The following is a 17,388-nucleotide window of genomic DNA, read 5'->3' as shown; positions in this document are numbered from 1 at the left end:
TCGCGCTCAACCGCCGATGACCCCCAGGAGTCTGGCGACGGTGTCGGCGACTGCGGCGCGTGCGCCTTCCAGAGCTGCCCGTGGGTCGACGCCGGTGCCGGCGGCGAGCGCCTCGCGCAGCGCGCCGGTGTAGGCGATGTTCAGCGCCGTGCCGACGTTGACCTTCACGATCCCGGCCCGCACGGCGGCGCGCAGCGTGTCGTCGGGTACGCCGGAGGAGCCGTGCAGCACCAACGGCACCGGCACCGCGTCACGCAGCGCGTCGATGAGGTCGATGTCGAGTTCAGCGGTCTGCGTCGTCATCGCGTGCGAGCTACCGACGGCGACGGCCAGGGCGTCCACACCGGTTGCCGCGACGAACGCCGCGGCCTCGCCCGGATCGGTGCGGACGCCGGGCGCGTGCGCACTGGTGACCTGGGTGTGCTTGCCGCCGACGTGGCCGAGCTCGGCCTCCACCGAGAGACCGCGGTCGTGCAGCAGCGTGGTCGCCTCGGCGGTGGCCGCGAGATTCCGTTCGTAGGGCAGCGACCCGCAGTCGACCATCACCGACGAGTACCCGGCCGCCGGAGCTCCCTGCCATAGGTCCGCCGTCTCGGCGTGGTCGAGGTGCAGGCTCACGGGAACACCCGCCTCGGCAGCGAGTGCGGCGAGCGCCGCGGCCAGCGGCCGGAGGTGGCCGCCATGGAACTTCACGGTGTTCTCGCTGACCTGCAGGATCACCGGGCGGCCGGACCGCTCGGCGCCGGCAACGATGCCCTCGGCATGTTCGAGCGTGACGACGTTGAAGGCCGCGACGCCGCCTCCGCGGGATACCGCATCGCGGACCAGCTCGGCGGTCGTGACCAGCGACATGGTGCTCCTACTCGCTCGATGCGCGGTTGACGAGATTCCAACAATACGCAACCATTTCCATGAATTCCCAATCATCACGATGTTCAGGAGCACCATGGCCGCCTTCGCGGGCCTCGACGTCGGAACGACGTCCAGCAAGGCGGTGGTGTACGACGAGGACGGCGCGACCCTCGGCACGGGGCGCGCCGCCACCACGTGGGACGCACGCCCGCACGGCACCGAGATCGACGCAGAAGCACTGCGGCGCAGCGCCTTCGACGCGCTGAGCACCGCCGCCAACGCAGCCGGCGTGCCGGTGCGCGCCGTAGGCGTCACCAGCATGGGGGAGTCGGGCATCCTCACCGACGCGCACGAACATCCGCTGGCGCCGGTCATCGCCTGGCACGACGACCGCGACGACGAGGAGGTGGCGGACCTCGCCGCCACGCTGGGAGTCGATGCGTTCTGCGGCATCGCGGGCAAGCCACTGCGAGGACAGTTCTCGCTCACCAAGCACCGCTGGCTGCTCGCACACGAGCCGGCCAGCCGGGACGCCGTGACGCGCTTCGACGTGGGCGGCTGGGTGGTGCGCGGCCTTGGTGGCGACGTCGTCATCGAATTGTCGCTGGCCGGTCGCACCGGCTGGCTCGACGTGGCGACGTGCGACTGGTGGACCGACGCGCTGGCGTGGTCGGGCGCCCGCCGCGACCTCATGCCGCCGCTGGTTCAGGCCGGCATCCCGGTCGGCACGGTGACGTCGGACGCAGTCAGCCCGCTGCTGCGCGGCGCGGTGCTCACCCTCGCCGGCCACGACCACCAGGCCGCGGCACTGGGCGCACGCGCGGTCGGGCCCGGCTACGAGCTGGATTCGTCCGGCACCGCGGAGGCACTGGTCCGCACCGTGCCCAGCGTGCCGAGCCGCGCCGACGTCGCACGGCTCGCCGCCGCGGGCATCACGACCGATCCGAGCATTCGGCGCGGCCACTGGAGCCTGCTGGGCGGCACCGAGGGTGGCCTCGCGCAGAACCGTGCCCTCGAGCGGCTCGGCGTGGACGCCGACGGGCTGGCGCTGCTCGACGCCGACGCCGAGCACGCGCAGGACGGCCCAGGGGCTGCCTGGCGGGCGGTGGTCGACGCCGCGGCCGACGAGGCGCTCGCACTGCACCGCGCGATGGACGACGTCGTCGGGCCGGCCTCGCGGGTGATCGTCACCGGCGGGTGGCGGCACAGCGCACAGGTCATGCGCGCCAAGGCGGCACGCTTCGACCACCTCGAGGTCTCGGCCGTCGACGAGGCGGGCGCGCTTGGCGCCGCGGTGCTAGCGGCGCGGGCCGCGGGAGCCATCGGCCCCGACGACCACTTGGACCCTCGATGACGGCGGCGGAGCGGACGTGGTTCGCCGACGAGCGGCAGGCCGAGGTACTGCGCCTGCTCGCGGCCGAACAACGTGTCGAAAGTGCGCGTCTGGCAGCAGTTTTCGGCGTCAGCGCCGAAAGCGTTCGCAAGGACCTGGCCCAGTTGGAGGCGCGCGGGCTGCTGCGCCGCGTGCACGGCGGCGCGGTGCCCGGCAGGCCCCGCAGCGATGAGCCCGACGTCGCCACCCGCACCGAGCGGGCCGAGCAGAAACTGGCGATCGCCCGACATGCGCTGCGGTTCGTGCCGGATGGCGGCACCATCCTGCTCGACGCCGGCACGACCACGCTGCGGCTGGCCGAACTGCTACCCGCCGACCGCGACCTCGTCGCCTACACCAACGCCGTCCCGGTGCTCTCGACGCTGCTGCAGCGCGGCATCGCGGCCGTCAGCCTGGGCGGCAGGGTGCGGCCGCCGACGATGGCCGCAGTCGGACCGCTCACCATGGATGCGCTCGAAGGAATCAACGTCGACGTGGCGTTCCTCGGCACCAACGGGCTGTCGTTCGACCGCGGCCTCACCACACCGGACGCCGACGAGGCCGCCGTCAAACACGCGATGCTCGTGGCGGCGCGCCAGCGGGTGTTCCTCGTCGATGCGAGCAAGTTCGGCAGCGAAAGCCTCGCCAGGCACGCCACTCTCGCCGACGTCGACGTCCTCGTCACCGACGACACCATGACGGATGACCAACGCGCGCTGTTCCTCGCCGCCGACGTCACGGTCGAGGTGGCGGGAAGGCGCGGATGATCACCACCGTCACACCGAACCCCAGTCTCGACCGCACGATGCGCCTGGCCAGCTTCCGTCCCGGCCACGTCAATCGGGCCACGTCCACGATGGTGGAGCCGAGCGGGAAGGGCGTGAACGTCGCGCTGGCACTGCACGCCGTCGGCATCCCCGTCCGCGCGGTGCTACCGGTGGGCGGCAGCTCAGGACGTGAAATCGCCTCGCTACTAGGTGATCTCGGCCTCGACCACGTCGACGTGCCGATCGCCGGGACCGTGCGCACCAACCTCTCGCTCGTCGAGGCCGACGGGCGCAGCAGCAAGGTCAACGAACCCGGCCCGCATTTGTCCGACGACGAGGTCGATGCGCTCTGCGCGGCCGCACTGACGACGAGCGGCAAGGGCGAGTGGGTGGTGTGGGCGGGCAGCCTTCCTGGCGGCTTCACCACCGAGCGGTTCGCCGATGCCGTGGCGGATACGAGGGCCACCGGCAGAATCGTGGCGGTGGACACCTCCGGACCCGCTCTGGCGCAGGTGATTTCGCTACGCGGTGACCGGCTACCACACCTGGTGAAACCCAACGCCGAGGAACTCGCGGAGATCGCCGGCCGCGAACTGAGGACGCTCGGCGACGCAACCGACGCGGCGCGGACGCTGCTGGAGCGGGGTGTGCGCACGGTGCTGGTCAGCCTGGGGCGCGGTGGCGCCCTCCTGGTGGACGCCGACCTGCCCGAGCCGCTGCATGGGATGGCGACCGCCCGACGCGTCGTCAACACGGTCGGGGCGGGCGACGCACTGCTCGCCGGTTGGCTCGCTGCCCTGCATTCCGGTGCGACTACCGCCGACGCGCTGGCGAATGCCCTGCGTTTCGGCGTCACCGCCGTCGAGCAGGAGGGCACACTGCTCGGCGTGCCAGACCCGGATCGACCCGTCACCATCACCGCGGCCGAGGCACCGACGCCGATTATCTAGGGCCCGCAGGCTGTTCGGCGACAGGCAACAGGATGGTGCTGCGGTCGATGCACAGTTCGCGTCCGTCGAAGCGGACGCCGGTGAGGTCTGAGACCGCGAGCGTCACCTGTGGAATGCACGCGGCCGCACCGACTCCGATGATCGTCGGCACGCCTGCGGCAACCGCCGCGGCGATTCCCGCGGGCGCGTCCTCGAAGACAGCACAGCGGCCCGGTGGAGTCCGTAGCCGTCGAGCAGCCAGCAGGTACGGATCGGGGGATGGCTTGCCGTTCTGCACGTCTTCACCGGTGACGAGTACGGCGGCCCGCGGCAGACCGGCCGAGGCCATGCGCGCGGTGGCGATCGCGCGTCCACCGGAGGTGACGACGGCCCAGCTTCCCTGCGGGCTGGAGACGAGCAGTTCCCGCGCCCCAGGGATGGCCACCACGTCGACCGCGCGTTCCAACTCCAACTGGATCAGTTCGCGTACGGCCTGGTTGACGTCACCGGGTGTGTTGACCAATCCGGCGACCACATCCCTGATCCGACGGCCGTGTTCGATGTCGCGGTGGAAGTCGAATTCCGGCGCCCAGCGCTGGGCCCACAGATTCCAGGCAGTGGCTGCGGCGTCGTGCGAGTCGACGAGAACGCCGTCGCAATCGATGAGGAGCCGATCAACGCCGAGGTGCACCGTGCCGTCGTCGGAGTCAGCGCCTGCCACGGTCGATGACGCTACCGGCAGCACCCTCTCGCTAACACGTCCAACCGGTCGCTTGCGGCCACTTCTCGACGACCTGCCCATCGGATCGCAGATTCACGTACTGGTATCCCATGCCGGCGGCCGCCGCGACGGTGTCGGAGAAGACGCGTCGGGCTTCGGCTTCGGATCCCTGGGCGACCACGGATTCCTCTGCGCCGTCCGCAGGGTCGCCCCGGTCGTAGGGCTGCGCGACGACCACCTCCCACGTGCCCGCCGAGGTCCGACCACTCCCATCAGCCACGATCTCTCCCTTCTCTTTGCGACGCGACCTGGGTACCCGGATCTGCGCAAGAGCTTCGAGTCGGACCGCCGCACGTCAGCCGAGGAGGGGCTCGAGCTCCGTCATCAGCTGCGCCTTGCCTCCGAACCCGATGACCCGGTGGATCTCCTGGCCGTCCTTGAACACGAGCATGGCCGGGATGCCACGGAAGTGGAACCGATCCCAGACGCCGTCGAACTTGTCGACGTCGATCTTGCGGACGGCAATCCGTCCGGCCCACTGCTCGGATAGCGCGGCCAGCACCGGCGTCACCATGCGGCACGGTGCGCACCACTCGGCCCAGAAGTCGACCAGCAGCGGAACACCCCTCGAGCTCTCGGCGGTGATGTCGTCCGGCGTGATGGCCGCCAACTGGTCGCGTGCCGCCACGTATGCCCGTTCGTCCTGGGCTTCCTGGGCGAGGTCGTCGGCCGACACCCGCTCACCCTTGGACCGCACCCAGCTCGTCAACTCGTCGAAACGAGGCCCAGGCGCGTCGTGCTCACCGCTGGCCTCGGCAATGGAGGCGCTCAGCGACTGAACAGCCGGGCCGACGCTCTCGCCGCTGCCTTCCAGCCCAAACGCACGCACGGTGACCGTGTCACCGGCACGCCGCATCTCGACGCCCTGAAACAGCGGCACCACGTACTGCTCGTCGTCGGTGACGCGCCAGCGAACGGTGATCTCGCGAACGTGCGCCAGCTCCAGGGCGGCGACCTCCTCGTCCGATAGCCGCGTGCCGTGCTCACGCACGTACGCCGCGAAGGTTTCGAACTCCGGAGAGCCCGGTCCGCCACCGGTCCGCTGCTGCAGTTCACCAACCAAGTCGTCGTAGACCTCCGCCTCGCTGGGCCCCTCGGCTTCTAGGCCGAAGGCGGGCCAATGACCGACCGTGGTGCCGTCGGACTCGTCGAGCCGTACGCCCTCGAGCAGCTTGACGACGTAGGCGCCCTCGCCGGGCAGCGGGATGGTGAACTCGTGATCGCGATCCATGGGATCCCTCCGGGGCGCCCGCGAACGACTGGCGGAGCGCTATCAACGGTCTTACACCGAGCTGCGCCACTTCGTCGCCGAACCGTGGGCGAACCGCCAGTCAGCCCTCGACGTAGGTCGCGAGATGCTCGCCGGTGAGGGTGGAGCGCTTGGCCACGAGGTCGGCAGGCGTGCCCTCGAAGACGATGCGGCCGCCGTCGTGGCCGGCGCCGGGGCCGAGGTCGATGATCCAGTCGGCATGCGCCATGACGGCCTGATGATGCTCGACGACGATGACCGACTTGCCGGACTCGACGAGGCGGTCGAGCAACCCGAGCAGCTGTTCGACGTCGGCGAGGTGCAGCCCACTGGTCGGCTCGTCGAGGACGTAGACCTCGCCCTTGTCGGCGCCCTTGTCACCGAGCCGGGTGGCCAGCTTGAGCCGCTGCCGCTCGCCGCCGGACAGCGTCGTGAGCGGCTGGCCCAGGCTGAGGTAGCCGAGCCCGACGTCGGCGAGCCGCTCGAGGATGGCGTGCGCGGCGGGGGTGTGGGCCTCCTGCCCGTCGCCGAAGAATTCCAAGGCCTCCGTCACGGGCATCGCGAGCACCTCGGCGATGTCGCGGCCCCCGAACTGGTATTCCAGCACCGACGCGTCGAACCGCTTCCCTTCGCAGACTTCGCAAGTGGATTCGACGGTAGCCATGATGCCGAGTTCGGTGTAGATGATCCCGGCGCCGTTGCAGTTGGGGCAGGCGCCCTCGGAGTTGGCACTGAACAGCGCGGGCTTCACACCGTTGGCCTTCGCGAATGCCTTGCGGATCGGGTCGAGGAGACCGGTGTACGTCGCCGGGTTGCTCCGTCGCGAGCCGCGGATGGGGGTTTGGTCGACCGCCACCACGCCGTCGCGTCCCGACACCGAGCCGGAGATCAGCGAGCTCTTGCCCGAGCCCGCCACCCCGGTGACGACGACCAGGACGCCGAGAGGGATGTCGACGTCGACGTCCTGCAGGTTGTGGACGTCGGCGCCACGCACCTCGAGCACACCCGACGGCGTGCGCACCGACTCCTTGAGGGCGGCCCGGTCACCGAGATGGCGGCCGGTGACGGTGCCGCTGGCGCGCAGGTCCTCGACGGTGCCCTCGAACATCACCTGGCCACCGGCGGTACCGGCACCGGGACCGAGGTCGACGGCGTGGTCGGCGATCGCGATCGTGTCGGGCTCGTGCTCGACCACCAGCACCGTGTTGCCCTTGTCCCGCAGCCGCAGCAGCAGGTCGTTCATCCGTTGGATGTCATGGGGGTGCAGGCCCGTGGTGGGCTCGTCGAAGACGTAGGTGACGTCGGTGAGCGACGAACCGAGCTGGCGAATCATCTTGACCCGCTGCGCTTCCCCGCCCGACAGCGTGCCCGACGGACGGTCCAGCGACAGGTAGCCCACCCCGATCTCCACGAAGCCGTCGAGGGTGTGTTGCAACGCCGCCAGCAGCGGCGCGACCGATGCGTCCTTCACCCCCTTCACCCATTCGGCGAGGTCGCTGATCTGCATCGCACAAAGGTCGGCGATGTTGCAGCCCTTGATCTTCGACGACCGGGCCTCTTTGGTGAGACGGGTGCCGTCGCACTCGGGACACGTCGTGAACGTCACCGCACGCTCCACGAAGGCACGGATGTGCGGCTGCATCGCGTCGACGTCCTTGGACAGGAACGACTTCTGAATCGTCGGGATCAATCCCGCGTAGGTCAGATTGACGCCGTCGACCTTGATCTTGGTCGGCTCCTTGTGCAGCAGGTCGCCCAGTTCCTTCTTGGTGTACTTGCGGATCGGCTTGTCCGGGTCGAAGAAGCCGCAGCCCTTGAAGATCCGGCCGTACCAGCCCTCCATGCTGTAACCGGGGATGGTGAGCGCACCCTCGTTGAGCGACTTGGCGTCGTCGTACAGTGCGGACAAGTCGAAGTCAGTGACGGAGCCCCTGCCCTCGCATCGCGGACACATGCCGCCGGTGATGCTGAAGCTGCGCCGTTCCTTCACGGTCTTCCCGCCGCGCTCCATGGTGACCGCACCTGCTCCGCTGATCGAGGCGACGTTGAACGAGAACGCTTGAGGGGAACCGATGTTCGGCTTGCCGAGCCGGCTGAAGAGGATCCGCAGCATCGCGTTGGCGTCGGTGGCGGTCCCGACGGTGGACCGGGGATCGGCACCCATCCGCTGCTGGTCGACGATGATCGCGGTCGTCAGCCCCTCGAGTACGTCCACCTCGGGGCGCGCGAGTGTCGGCATGAAGCCCTGCACGAAGGTGCTGTACGTCTCGTTGATCAGCCGCTGCGACTCCGCGGCGATCGTGTCGAACACCAGCGAGCTCTTGCCCGAGCCCGAGACGCCGGTGAACACCGTCAAGCGACGCTTCGGAATCTCGACGCTGATGTCCTTGAGGTTGTTCACCCGCGCACCGTGCACGCGAATCAGGTCGTGGGTGTCAGCGGCGTGCGGGGCGGCAGATTTCGCCGACGCCTTCTTGGCCGGACTCATCGTGTCTCCATCTGTCGTGCGCCGAAACTGCTGGGAGATCGCGAAATCGGCCGAAATCGCGATCTCCCAGCAGTGTCGGCGGTGGGGTTAGCTCACCTCTTGGATGCGGACCATGTTGCCTGCGGGATCGCGGAAGGCGCAGTCGCGGACCCCGTATGGCTGGTCGGTCGGCTCCTGAACCACTTCGACGTCGCCGACCTGCGCCCGCTCGAACGTGCCGTCGAGGTCCTTGGTGGCCAGGTTGATCTGGGCGTACGTGCCCTTGGCCATCATCTCGTGGATGAGGCGACGCTCGTCGTCGGTGAGGCCGGGGGTGGCGTCCGGCGGGTACAGGACGATGTTCGTGTCGGGCTGGTTCGGCGGGCCCATCGTGATCCAGCGCATGTTGCCGCCGCCGACGTCGAGACGCACCTCGAAGCCGAGGGTGTCGCGGTAGAAGGCGAGGGATTGTTCCGGGTCTTCGTGCGGGAGCATGCTCGAGTGAATGGTGATTTCCATGGCATTCACGCTAGGTGTAGCTCGACGGCCGGCGCTTCTCGATTCCTGATCGGTCTGGTGATCTGTTTCTCGACGCACGACGGCATCCCCTCCAACACGTGCGCCGTCCGTTCCCGATACACGCTGGGAGGCATGCCGACCAACTCGGTGAAGCGCGTGCTGAAGGTGCCCAGCGACGAACAGCCCACCGCGAAGCAGACCTCGGTCACCGACAGATCGCCACGACGCAGCAGCGCCATCGCGCGCTCGATGCGCCGCGTCATCAGATACGAGTACGGCGATTCGCCGTAGGCAATCTTGAACTGGCGCGACAGGTGCCCGGCCGACATGTTCACGCCGCGGGCGAGCGCCTCGACGTCCAGCGGTTGCGCGTACTCCCGGTCCATCCGGTCGCGGACGCGGCGCAGCAGCTTGAGGTCGCGCAGCTTCTGCGCCTCATCGGGTGTGCTCGTCACGTGCGAAATCGTGCCATGCCGCGTGCGACGCCATCAGGGGAGCAGCGAGATCTTCTGCCAAATCTTGTTCGACAGCTCGGTGGTCAGGGTCTCGATGGTGGAGATGGTCTCCAATACGACGCCGTCGGTGCTGTGCTCGGCACACAGCGCCGCGGTCTTGGCGGTGAGACTGAGCATCTCCGAGCAGTAGCCGAGGTAGTAGCGCATCTGGTCGGCGTCGAGGCCGTGCCGCACGCTTTGCGCGGTCGGCGTGTAGCCCGGGCTGACTTGCTCTGGGTCCTTGGAGAGCTGATGCATGTCGATGACGTGGGCCAACGAGCGCAGCCGGTGCAGCAGCCGCAGCAGGGAGCGCCGTTCCAACCGCTCGGGAAATGCCCACAGGAACAACACCGCGATCACGACGAAGACGACGTCGTTGACGACGCTCTCGGCCAGCGGCACCCACCCCGTCGGCTCGGCCAGCCCATCGGTGACCGCCGGCCGCAGGCTGAGGGCCAGCAGAAACAGCGTCGCCGCAATGATCGCGATGCTGATCGTGCGCGCAGTCAACGTGGTGCGGCGTAGGCGGTCGCGGGACTCGCCGGCCTCGCTGCGCGCCAACGCCACCAGGTCACCGAGGTCACGTGCCGCCTTCGTCAGCCCCCGTTCGCCGAACCGTGCGTCGATGCGGCGTTCGAGCTGGGCAACCGTGTCCCCGACGTGATCAGCGGAAAGCTGGATCACGTCGCCGGACGGGCTCGCCTTCGCCACGTCACGAACTGTATGGCGGTCGGCGTGTCTGCACCGCGAAAACCGGCGGCAAGGCTGGCGTTCAGAGCCTGCCGGTGAGGTCGTCGGAGCGCCCGGCTTCCAGCCGTGACCACTGGGCGATCGGGCGCCCGTTCGTGCGGACGCGTTCGGCGTTGTTGGCGACGGGGCGGATCGGCCAGCCGGGCGGCGAGTCCTCCCACATCTCTTGGCGTCCGTACACGGTGAGGTCCATCAGCGCGAAGCTGTAGTCCATCGCCTCGACGCCCCGGTAGTTCGTCCAGTAAGTCTGGAAGACGCGGTCGCCGACGCGCAGATAGCACACCAGGTGCATCAGTCCGATTTGGCGGCCGACGAGTAGCGCGGCCAGGGAAGGTTGCGCCGAGTACCACGGCACGTCCCAGCCCATGAAGTCGCGGTAGCGGCGGCTTTCGTCGTACGGGCCCTGGCACAAGACGGCATACGTGATGTCACGCGAATGCAGGTACGACAGTTCCGCGACGTGAGTCGTGCACCAGGTGCAGCCTTCGCACTGCTCGGCGGCGGGATGGCCGCGGTGCCACATGAAGTAGTACGCAATGAGTTGTCGGCGCCCCTCGAACGCATCGAGCAGGGTGAGCGGGCCGCGAGGCCCGACGAGCTCCAGGTTGGCGTCCACCTCGACCATGGGCAGGCGACGTCGCGCCGCAGCGATGGCGTCGCCTTCGCGGGTGTGCGCCTTCTCCCGAACCCGCAGCCGATCCAGTTCGGCCTGGAAGGTGGCTCGGTCGACGGCCGCGGGCATGCTCGGTGCGTTGGACTCGTGCGGCACGGTGTGCTCCTCTCAGTCGACGAAGTCGGCGCCGGCAGGACCGAACAGGCAGAGGTGGGCGAGTACCGGCGTGGGGTCGCCCGACCAGTCCATGGCGGCGAGTTGGGCGGGGCTGCGGCGCCCCGTTCGCCAGCGGAGGGCTTCGAATCGGGTTGTGCGCAGCCCTATCTCGACGCCATCGTCTGGTCCACTGCGATATGTCCCGTCTTCCACCGTCACGCGCAGCGCCACCGGCGTCCGAAGGTTGGCGAGTAACTGGTCCGAGGAATGCCAGACCGCCTCCGAGTCCCGGGCCCCGGGCCGGCCGAGGGCTTCGCGGATGTCGTGCTCGTGACTCGTGATGTCACCCAGTGGCGGTCGCAGCCCCGTGGTCTCCGCCATGCGGTCCATCCGAGCGGCGGCGTCGGTCCACACCGCCAGGATCTCGCTGACGTCTCGGTCGCCGAACCGGGCGACCTGGGCTGCGGTCTCCTCGTCGGTGGGCGGTCCGTTCAGACGTCCATTCACGGAATCCTCGGCGACTCCCGTCAGATGCGCCACCACGTCGCGCACCGACCAGCCGGGACAGGCTCCAACGGGCGTGCTCCACACCGCGCTGGGTCCGGTGATCAACGCGACGACGCGTTCACGCGTCTCCTGATAGAGCCGCGCGATCCGAACGGGGTCGGCGACCGCCATGTCGGTCATGCGTCGACCCGACGCGGTGGACGTTGATCATTGGGGTCGTTGGGGTCGGGGTCGCCGAACCACCGCGACGGCGCGTGCTGGCCGTATTCGTCGTGCCAGCACCACCATTCGTACGGCGGGGTCTGCGGGTACCCCTGCGGCGAGTCCTCCCAGGCCTCTTGACGTCCTAGGGCCGTCATGTCGAGGAGGCTCCAGGTGTTGACGAACACCTCGTCGCCACGGTTGTTGATGAAGTAGGTGCGGAACACGTTGCCGTCGTCATCCCGGATGAACGCGTTGGTGCCGTGCCACTCGTCGCAGTCGAAGTCCTTGTCGAAGTCGTCTGTGATGGTGAACCACGGGATGTGTTCCCAGCCCATCCGCGCCTTCACCCGTTCGATGTCGGCTTGGGGTGCGGGGGAGGCGTAGACGAACGTGGTGTCGCGGGCGTTGAGGTGCGCAAGGTTTCCGACGTGGTCAGCCATCAGAGAACAGCCCACACAGGCATGTTCGGGCCAGCCGTGAACGTCGGGCTGGAAGAACGCGCGGTAGACGATCAGCTGACGACGGCCCGCGAAGAGGTCGAGCAGGCTCATCTTGCCTTCGGCTCCCTCGAACTCATACCGCTTCTCGACCGGCGTCCATGGCATCCGCCGCCGCATCGCGGCCAGCGCGTCGCGCGCGTGGGTCAACTCCTTCTCCTTGACCAGCAGATCCTGACGCGCGGCCTCCCAGTCCTGCGCCGACACGATCGAGGGTGTCGTCATGCGTTTTATCCTTCCCTTCTGCTGCAACGGGATTGCCACGGCAGGCAGTTTCAGCCTTCCTCGGCGGTATTCAACATTGCAGTTGAACGTTCCTAGGTTCAGCACATCATGGGCGACCGGCTATAGTCAACAGAATGGTTGAAGATCAGGTGTTGGATCGGGCGTACGCGGCGCTCGCCGATCCGACCCGCCGCCGACTATTGGAGACGCTGCGCCAGGGTGACGCCCGCATCACCGACCTGGCCGCTCCGCTACCGATGACGTTCGCCGGCGTGTCACGCCACGTCGGCGTGCTGGAATCGGCGGGACTGGTTCGACGCGAGGTGCGCGGCCGCGAGCACTGGCTTTCCCTGCAGCCGGGCGGATTGACGATGGCCGAGCAGTGGATCAACGAACAGACGGACTTCTGGTCGACCCGTGCCGACGCGTTGTCCGCGCGACTGCGCCGCAAGCGGCGGGCACCATGAACGATGCGGCGACGGTCCGGCTGCAACGCGTCATGCCCGCGGCGCCCGACGTGGTGTTCGAGCAATGGCTCGATCCGGAAGCGTTGGCGGACTGGATGTGTCCACGGCCCGTCGAGGTGCTTGCCGTCGAGGTGGAGCCCCGCGTCGGTGGGAGCGTCCGCTTCGACGTCGACAATTCCGGCACTCGCGTTCTGATCGTCGGACGCTTCCTGACCATCGACCGTCCGAAGCTGCTGCGCTTCACGTGGAGCAACTCGGACTGGCAGGACCCGACGGCGGCCAGTGTCGTAAACGTGGCCTTCGAACCGTTCGGCGACGACGAGACACTGATGTCCATCGAGCATTCCCTCCTTCCCCCAGAGGAATTCGACAATTTCCACAACGGATGGACGCTCACCTTCGAGCAACTCGCAACCTTCCTGCGCAGCGGGTGACCGCTACCGGCTCGGGATCGAGCGCGGCAACCCGAACGATGGGAGCACGCCGTTGTCGAATCGGGTCATGGCGCTGATTCGGTCACCGGCGAGAGCGAGGACGTAGAGGCCGGTGCCGTGGCTGATGCCGTTGGGGGACTGCACGTACGCCCCGAACGCCGGTTGCCCGTTGGCCCGCGTCGGCACCAGGTCGAACCTTCGGCCCGCGCGGAAGATGCTGGCGCAGAAGCGGGCAGCAACGTCTCGCCCTTCGTATTCGAAGGGGATCGGCGGCATCGAGATGAAGACGTCGTCGGACAGCAGCGCGACGAGTGCGTCGAGATCTGCCGCCTCCCAGGCCCGGACGAACTTGGCGACGAGCCGATCCTCGGCAGGCGAGTGGGGGATGGGCGGCGGTGCGCCGTCGTCGGACGGGAGTTTGCGTAGGCCGGCGCGGGCCCGTTTGAGGGCACTGTTGACCGAATCGACGCTCGAGTCCAGGATGTCGGCGACCTCCAGAGCGTGGAATCCGAGGACGTCGCGCAGGACCAGAACGGCGACTTGGCGGGGCGGCAGGACCTGCAGAGCGGTCACGAACGCCAGGGAGATGGCCTCGACTTGCTCGTATCGGGCCGCCGGCCCGAGTGGCCTGTCGATCACCCCTTCGAGCAGGTCGTCTGGATACGGCTCCAGCCAGACCACTTCGCCGAGCCGGGTCGGTTCGGGCGGTTCCACCTTGGGCACGTTCCACTCCTGGGCAGGACGTCGACTCGACGCTCGACGCGCGTTGAGGCACCGGTTGGTGGCGATCCGGTAGAGCCAGGTGCGCAGCGAAGCCCGTCCCTCGAATCCGTCGAGGCCCTGCCACGCGGCGAGCAGGGTGTCCTGAAGGGCTTCCTCGGCGTCTTGCAACGAGCCGAGCATTCGGTAGCAGTGCACCTGCAGCTCCCGCTGATGAGGCACTGTCAGCTCGCGGAATGCGGCGCCGTCGCCCGCCCTGGCCCTCGTGATCAACTCCGCAGTCGCGAGTTCCACCGCGCGTCACCTCCCTTCCGGCCCCGTGTCTCACTCTTCAGGTACAGACACCGCCCTCGGAGCGAACTGGGCGGTTCTTCAGCGCCCAATTTTCCGACGACCCGGTGCCTACATCATCAACCGCGTGGGGATCACCCAGCGTGCAGAAGGGAGCAGGCGAATGTTGCTGGAGGACAAGGTCGCCGTGATCTACGGAGCAGGCGGCGCGATCGGCGGTGCCGTCGCGCGGGCCTTCGCGACCGAGGGGGCCCGCGTCTTCCTCACCGGACGTCACCTCGGACCCGTCGAAGTCGTCGCCAAGGACATCGCCTCGGCCGGCGGCTCGGCCGCAGCCGCGGCGGTGGACGCGCTCGACGAACACGCCATCGACGCGCATCTGCGGTCCGTGATCGACGCGGTTGGTCGCGTCGACATCTCGCTCAACGCGATCGGCATCCCCAACGCCGGGATTCTGGGCATCCCGCTGAGCGATCTGGACGTCGAGCAGTTCGCCCTGCCGGTCGCGACGTACACGACGTCGTACTTCTTGACCGCGCGTGCGGCGGCGCGCCACATGGTCGCCAACGGGTCGGGGGTGATCATGACCGTTACCGCGCTGCACTCGCGGACGGGCATCCCCTTGGTAGGCGGTTACGGCCCCGCGATGGCCGCCAAGGAGGCGCTCACGCGAGACCTGTCGGCCGAACTCGCGCCCCGTGGCATTCGCGTAGTGGGACTGCGGCCACAGGCCATGCCGGAAACGCCCACGATCAAGGATGCCTTCGAGCCACGCGCCAAGGCATCGGGAATGACCTGGGACCAGTGGCAAGAGTTCCTCGCGAGCAAGACCCACGCTCGACGGCTGATGACGGTCGACGAGGTGGCGAACATGGCGGCATTCGTGGCCTCCGACCGGGCCAGCGGGCTGACCGGGACGACCGTCAACATGACCATGGGCAGCCTCGACGACTAGGCACCGTGCTACCACCATTAGCCAAGGACGAGTGGAACTTTCGCGGTCAGCTCACCCAGGGCGCCCTTCTCCGCATCGGTCGGAGCGCGCCGTCCGGTACCGATCAGCAGGGCATCCGCGTCCGACAACGACGCGGGGAACGCCGCGCCGGCGATCGTCTCCAACAGCTCGCGCGAGCGGGCCAGTCCCTCCGCGGGCGGACCCGCTATCGCGGGAAGATGCGCTGTCAGGTCGAGGTGATGCAGTGTCCATTCCAGGACGTAGGCGGTGAGGTAGTCGGCTGCGGTCAGCACCTCGCCGCGGGTGCGTACGCGCAGCGTCGGATCCGCGAGTTCGGCGGCGCGTCCGGCCGCAGATCCGACGTCGTCGAAGTGAAACTTCAGCAGCCGCGGCTCTTCGTATGCGGCGGCCAGTCGGACGATCAGCGCGTCGAGCGGATCGTCGCCAGTCGGCGGGGCATCGGAGACCACCCAGTAGGTCGCCGCGTCGCGGGTCGGTTCGGCCTCGGCGGGTGTGACGAGGGTGATGAGGACGTCCTGGGCGTCGATGATCAGGTGGCACACCAGGTCCCGCACGAGCCAGCCGCTACAACCGGACGGCCGCGCGAAGTCGTCGTCGGGGAGTTCGGCGACCGCAGTGCGCAACGCCGCCCAACAACGTGAGAACAGTTCCACGGCGGCAAGCTAGCAGCGTTGGGGCTCGGCTGCGGCCGATTTCGCCCGCACGCAGACCAGACCGACCGCCAGAACGTAGAGCCACGCGGGCGTCGTCGGAAAGTGACCGGACGGCGCGAAACCCTCGACGGCGAAGTACGCCAGGGACAGCGCAGCGACCGCGGTGCCGACGACGAGCAACGGTGCCGATGTCCACGCGGGCAACGGAATGGTGACTGCGGGAAGTGCCCGATTGAACACCGCCCGTGCCAACCACAGCAGTGTCAGTTCGACTGCGGTGACCGCCACGAGGATCACCAGCCACGCCAGCCGGAATAGCCACCAGGCCCCGGTTCCGGGTTCCGGCTGGGGAAGCAGGCCCGTCGGATAGCCGACGAGTGCGACCACGACCACGGGAACCATCTGCCACAGGTAGACCGCCATCACGTTTCGGTTCGCCGCCGCGAGAAACCGCCGCAACCGCGACCGTCGCAACCAGCGTGTCACCGCGGGCGCCACGGCGATCAGCAGCCCGGACTGTGCCACGGCGAAGGCGAGCAATGCCACGGTCGGCGGAAAGTTGTTCTGCGCGGTCGCGCCCGGCGCCCCGACCATCGCGATCGGGTAGGTGCCCGTGGCCAGAAGGACCGCAACCACGATGGCGGCCGAAGCGGCGAGCACCATCGGCCGTCGGCCGCCGAATGCGCCGCTGCGCCAACAGATGCCGATCTGATAGACCGCAGCCCAGCACAGCAGGTAGTTGGCCAACCCGACTTCCGGGACCAGTCGTGCGGCGCCGTCGACGCCTGCCACGGCAAGCGCCAGAACGGCGGGCACGGCCAACCCCCATCGTCGATGTGCAGCCATGGCCACCGGCGTCAGCAGCACGACGAGGAGGTAGACCGGCACGAACCACAGATGCATGGCGACCGCCCATCCGCCGAACGACAGCCGTGAGCCCGGGGCGCCGATCCAGCCCAGCACCGCCACGGTGGCGAGCACCAGCAGGACGTATGCGGTGGTCGGTCCGAGGATCACGCCCAGCCGGCTCCGCACCCAACCCTGCCCATGCTGAAACCCGGCCTCGCGCTGATGCATCCACGACGCGGCGCTGGCGTAACCGCCCACCAAGAAGAACACCGGCACGACTTGGAAGAGCAACGTCAACCACTGCGTCCAGGGCAGCACGACGAGGGGATAGTCATTGCCGAACCGACCGTCGCGGAAGGTCACGGCAGAGACCAGCCAGTGGCCGCTCACGACGAACACCATGGCAAGCACCCGGTAGAAGTCGACGGACAACTCGCGAGACGGCGTGGTGGAGTCACGGGCAGCGGGCGACGCCGAGGAAGGAGTGTGATCGCCCACCATGTAGCGGCCCCTTCACGAATGCAGGTTGCGTCCTGGATTCGAGACTATCCGTCCGCCCCGTCGAGGTCCCCGGCGGTGCCTCCGGCACAACGGTTTTGCGATTGTTGCCAGATCG

20 protein-coding genes are annotated in these 17,388 nt (G+C 68.4%); 6 read left to right on the top strand and 14 right to left on the bottom strand.

Features of this window, described 5'->3' with window-relative positions:
* Window positions 1-6: 6 nt before the first annotated feature.
* Window positions 7-852, bottom strand: coding sequence for a class II fructose-bisphosphate aldolase (locus N536_RS0112130; protein ID WP_029113846.1), 846 nt, complete (start codon window positions 850-852; stop codon window positions 7-9).
* A gap of 94 nt (window positions 853-946) precedes the next feature.
* On the opposite strand from N536_RS0112130, the gene N536_RS0112125 reads away from it, so the two are divergent.
* From N536_RS0112125 to N536_RS0112115, 3 genes are read left to right on the top strand one after another with little or no spacing between them, the layout of a single operon-like run.
* Window positions 947-2,206 carry an L-fuculokinase gene (locus N536_RS0112125; protein ID WP_036436250.1) on the top strand — a complete coding sequence of 420 codons (1,260 nt, stop codon included), beginning with the start codon at window positions 947-949 and terminating at the stop codon, window positions 2,204-2,206.
* On the top strand, window positions 2,203-2,991 hold the full coding sequence (locus N536_RS0112120; protein WP_029113844.1) for a DeoR/GlpR family DNA-binding transcription regulator: 789 nt from the start codon (window positions 2,203-2,205) through the stop codon (window positions 2,989-2,991). The genes N536_RS0112125 and N536_RS0112120 overlap by 4 nt, the downstream gene beginning before the upstream one ends.
* On the top strand, window positions 2,988-3,941 hold the full coding sequence (locus N536_RS0112115; protein WP_029113843.1) for a 1-phosphofructokinase family hexose kinase: 954 nt from the start codon (window positions 2,988-2,990) through the stop codon (window positions 3,939-3,941). The genes N536_RS0112120 and N536_RS0112115 overlap by 4 nt, the downstream gene beginning before the upstream one ends.
* Here N536_RS0112115 and N536_RS38210 read toward each other — a convergent pair.
* From N536_RS38210 to N536_RS0112065, 10 genes are all read right to left on the bottom strand, one after another.
* Window positions 3,934-4,641, bottom strand: a complete 708-nt coding sequence (locus N536_RS38210) for an HAD-IA family hydrolase (protein ID WP_231514502.1) — start codon at window positions 4,639-4,641, stop codon at window positions 3,934-3,936. The genes N536_RS0112115 and N536_RS38210 overlap by 8 nt on opposite strands.
* Window positions 4,642-4,672: 31 nt before the next feature.
* On the bottom strand, window positions 4,673-4,921 hold the full coding sequence (locus tag N536_RS0112105) for a hypothetical protein (protein ID WP_029113842.1): 249 nt from the start codon (window positions 4,919-4,921) through the stop codon (window positions 4,673-4,675).
* 75 nt (window positions 4,922-4,996) lie between these two features.
* The gene (locus N536_RS41470) at window positions 4,997-5,932 is read right to left on the bottom strand and encodes a co-chaperone YbbN (protein ID WP_051574443.1); all 936 of its coding nucleotides are present in this window, start codon (window positions 5,930-5,932) and stop codon (window positions 4,997-4,999) included.
* Window positions 5,933-6,032: 100 nt separating this feature from the next.
* Window positions 6,033-8,438, bottom strand: coding sequence for an excinuclease ABC subunit UvrA (locus tag N536_RS0112095; RefSeq protein WP_029113840.1), 2,406 nt, complete (start codon window positions 8,436-8,438; stop codon window positions 6,033-6,035).
* 87 nt (window positions 8,439-8,525) lie between these two features.
* The gene (locus N536_RS0112090) at window positions 8,526-8,936 is read right to left on the bottom strand and encodes a VOC family protein (protein ID WP_029113839.1); all 411 of its coding nucleotides are present in this window, start codon (window positions 8,934-8,936) and stop codon (window positions 8,526-8,528) included.
* 5 nt (window positions 8,937-8,941) lie between these two features.
* On the bottom strand, window positions 8,942-9,322 hold the full coding sequence (locus tag N536_RS0112085; RefSeq protein WP_155948577.1) for a helix-turn-helix transcriptional regulator: 381 nt from the start codon (window positions 9,320-9,322) through the stop codon (window positions 8,942-8,944).
* A 102-nt stretch (window positions 9,323-9,424) separates the two neighbouring features.
* Complete coding sequence (locus N536_RS0112080; protein WP_064751540.1) at window positions 9,425-10,141, bottom strand: hypothetical protein; 717 nt, start codon at window positions 10,139-10,141, stop codon at window positions 9,425-9,427.
* A gap of 61 nt (window positions 10,142-10,202) precedes the next feature.
* Window positions 10,203-10,922, bottom strand: coding sequence for a DUF899 family protein (locus N536_RS0112075; protein ID WP_036436243.1), 720 nt, complete (start codon window positions 10,920-10,922; stop codon window positions 10,203-10,205).
* A 39-nt stretch (window positions 10,923-10,961) separates the two neighbouring features.
* Complete coding sequence (locus N536_RS0112070; RefSeq protein ID WP_051574442.1) at window positions 10,962-11,636, bottom strand: maleylpyruvate isomerase N-terminal domain-containing protein; 675 nt, start codon at window positions 11,634-11,636, stop codon at window positions 10,962-10,964.
* Window positions 11,633-12,382 carry a DUF899 domain-containing protein gene (locus tag N536_RS0112065; RefSeq protein ID WP_029113834.1) on the bottom strand — a complete coding sequence of 250 codons (750 nt, stop codon included), beginning with the start codon at window positions 12,380-12,382 and terminating at the stop codon, window positions 11,633-11,635. The genes N536_RS0112070 and N536_RS0112065 overlap by 4 nt, the downstream gene beginning before the upstream one ends.
* A gap of 134 nt (window positions 12,383-12,516) precedes the next feature.
* Between N536_RS0112065 and N536_RS0112060 the strand changes: the two genes are divergently transcribed.
* Window positions 12,517-12,849 carry a helix-turn-helix transcriptional regulator gene (locus N536_RS0112060; protein ID WP_029113833.1) on the top strand — a complete coding sequence of 111 codons (333 nt, stop codon included), beginning with the start codon at window positions 12,517-12,519 and terminating at the stop codon, window positions 12,847-12,849.
* Window positions 12,846-13,283 (top strand): SRPBCC domain-containing protein, encoded by a 438-nt coding sequence (locus N536_RS0112055; RefSeq protein ID WP_029113832.1) that lies wholly within the window; start codon window positions 12,846-12,848, stop codon window positions 13,281-13,283. Before N536_RS0112060 ends, N536_RS0112055 begins: the two co-directional genes overlap by 4 nt.
* 3 nt (window positions 13,284-13,286) lie before the next feature.
* Here N536_RS0112055 and N536_RS0112050 read toward each other — a convergent pair whose 3' ends face one another.
* Window positions 13,287-14,297 (bottom strand): sigma-70 family RNA polymerase sigma factor, encoded by a 1,011-nt coding sequence (locus N536_RS0112050; protein ID WP_036436107.1) that lies wholly within the window; start codon window positions 14,295-14,297, stop codon window positions 13,287-13,289.
* A 160-nt stretch (window positions 14,298-14,457) separates the two neighbouring features.
* On the opposite strand from N536_RS0112050, the gene N536_RS0112045 reads away from it, so the two are divergent.
* A complete protein-coding gene (locus tag N536_RS0112045; RefSeq protein WP_029113830.1) occupies window positions 14,458-15,249 on the top strand; it encodes an SDR family NAD(P)-dependent oxidoreductase in 792 nt (263 codons plus the stop codon).
* A 17-nt stretch (window positions 15,250-15,266) separates the two neighbouring features.
* Here the strand turns inward: N536_RS0112045 and N536_RS0112040 are convergent, their stop codons facing one another.
* Both N536_RS0112040 and N536_RS0112035 read right to left on the bottom strand, forming a co-directional pair.
* Complete coding sequence (locus N536_RS0112040) at window positions 15,267-15,923, bottom strand: maleylpyruvate isomerase N-terminal domain-containing protein (protein ID WP_029113829.1); 657 nt, start codon at window positions 15,921-15,923, stop codon at window positions 15,267-15,269.
* Between the two features lie 9 nt (window positions 15,924-15,932).
* Entirely contained in the window at window positions 15,933-17,273 is a 1,341-nt protein-coding gene (locus tag N536_RS0112035) for an acyltransferase family protein (RefSeq protein WP_051574441.1), read from the bottom strand.
* Window positions 17,274-17,388 lie beyond the last annotated feature (115 nt).

The sequence above is a fragment of the Mycobacterium sp. URHB0044 genome, from assembly GCF_000620625.1.
Lineage (GTDB): Bacteria > Actinomycetota > Actinomycetes > Mycobacteriales > Mycobacteriaceae > Mycobacterium.
The sequence above is the reverse complement of the archived record's forward strand: the minus strand, read 5'-3'. Positions and strand labels throughout refer to the sequence as shown.

Coding starts and splice junctions, on each gene's coding strand:
- N536_RS0112130 (WP_029113846.1), bottom strand. CDS start 852: ATGTCGCTGGTCACGACCGCCGAGCTGGTCCGCGATGCGGTATCCCGC.
- N536_RS0112125 (WP_036436250.1), top strand. CDS start 947: ATGGCCGCCTTCGCGGGCCTCGACGTCGGAACGACGTCCAGCAAGGCG.
- N536_RS0112120 (WP_029113844.1), top strand. CDS start 2,203: ATGACGGCGGCGGAGCGGACGTGGTTCGCCGACGAGCGGCAGGCCGAG.
- N536_RS0112115 (WP_029113843.1), top strand. CDS start 2,988: ATGATCACCACCGTCACACCGAACCCCAGTCTCGACCGCACGATGCGC.
- N536_RS41470 (WP_051574443.1), bottom strand. CDS start 5,932: ATGGATCGCGATCACGAGTTCACCATCCCGCTGCCCGGCGAGGGCGCC.
- N536_RS0112095 (WP_029113840.1), bottom strand. CDS start 8,438: ATGAGTCCGGCCAAGAAGGCGTCGGCGAAATCTGCCGCCCCGCACGCC.
- N536_RS0112090 (WP_029113839.1), bottom strand. CDS start 8,936: ATGGAAATCACCATTCACTCGAGCATGCTCCCGCACGAAGACCCGGAA.
- N536_RS0112085 (WP_155948577.1), bottom strand. CDS start 9,322: ATGGACCGGGAGTACGCGCAACCGCTGGACGTCGAGGCGCTCGCCCGC.
- N536_RS0112075 (WP_036436243.1), bottom strand. CDS start 10,922: ATGCCCGCGGCCGTCGACCGAGCCACCTTCCAGGCCGAACTGGATCGG.
- N536_RS0112070 (WP_051574442.1), bottom strand. CDS start 11,636: ATGACCGACATGGCGGTCGCCGACCCCGTTCGGATCGCGCGGCTCTAT.
- N536_RS0112065 (WP_029113834.1), bottom strand. CDS start 12,382: ATGACGACACCCTCGATCGTGTCGGCGCAGGACTGGGAGGCCGCGCGT.
- N536_RS0112060 (WP_029113833.1), top strand. CDS start 12,517: ATGGTTGAAGATCAGGTGTTGGATCGGGCGTACGCGGCGCTCGCCGAT.
- N536_RS0112055 (WP_029113832.1), top strand. CDS start 12,846: ATGAACGATGCGGCGACGGTCCGGCTGCAACGCGTCATGCCCGCGGCG.
- N536_RS0112045 (WP_029113830.1), top strand. CDS start 14,458: ATGTTGCTGGAGGACAAGGTCGCCGTGATCTACGGAGCAGGCGGCGCG.
- N536_RS0112035 (WP_051574441.1), bottom strand. CDS start 17,273: ATGGTGGGCGATCACACTCCTTCCTCGGCGTCGCCCGCTGCCCGTGAC.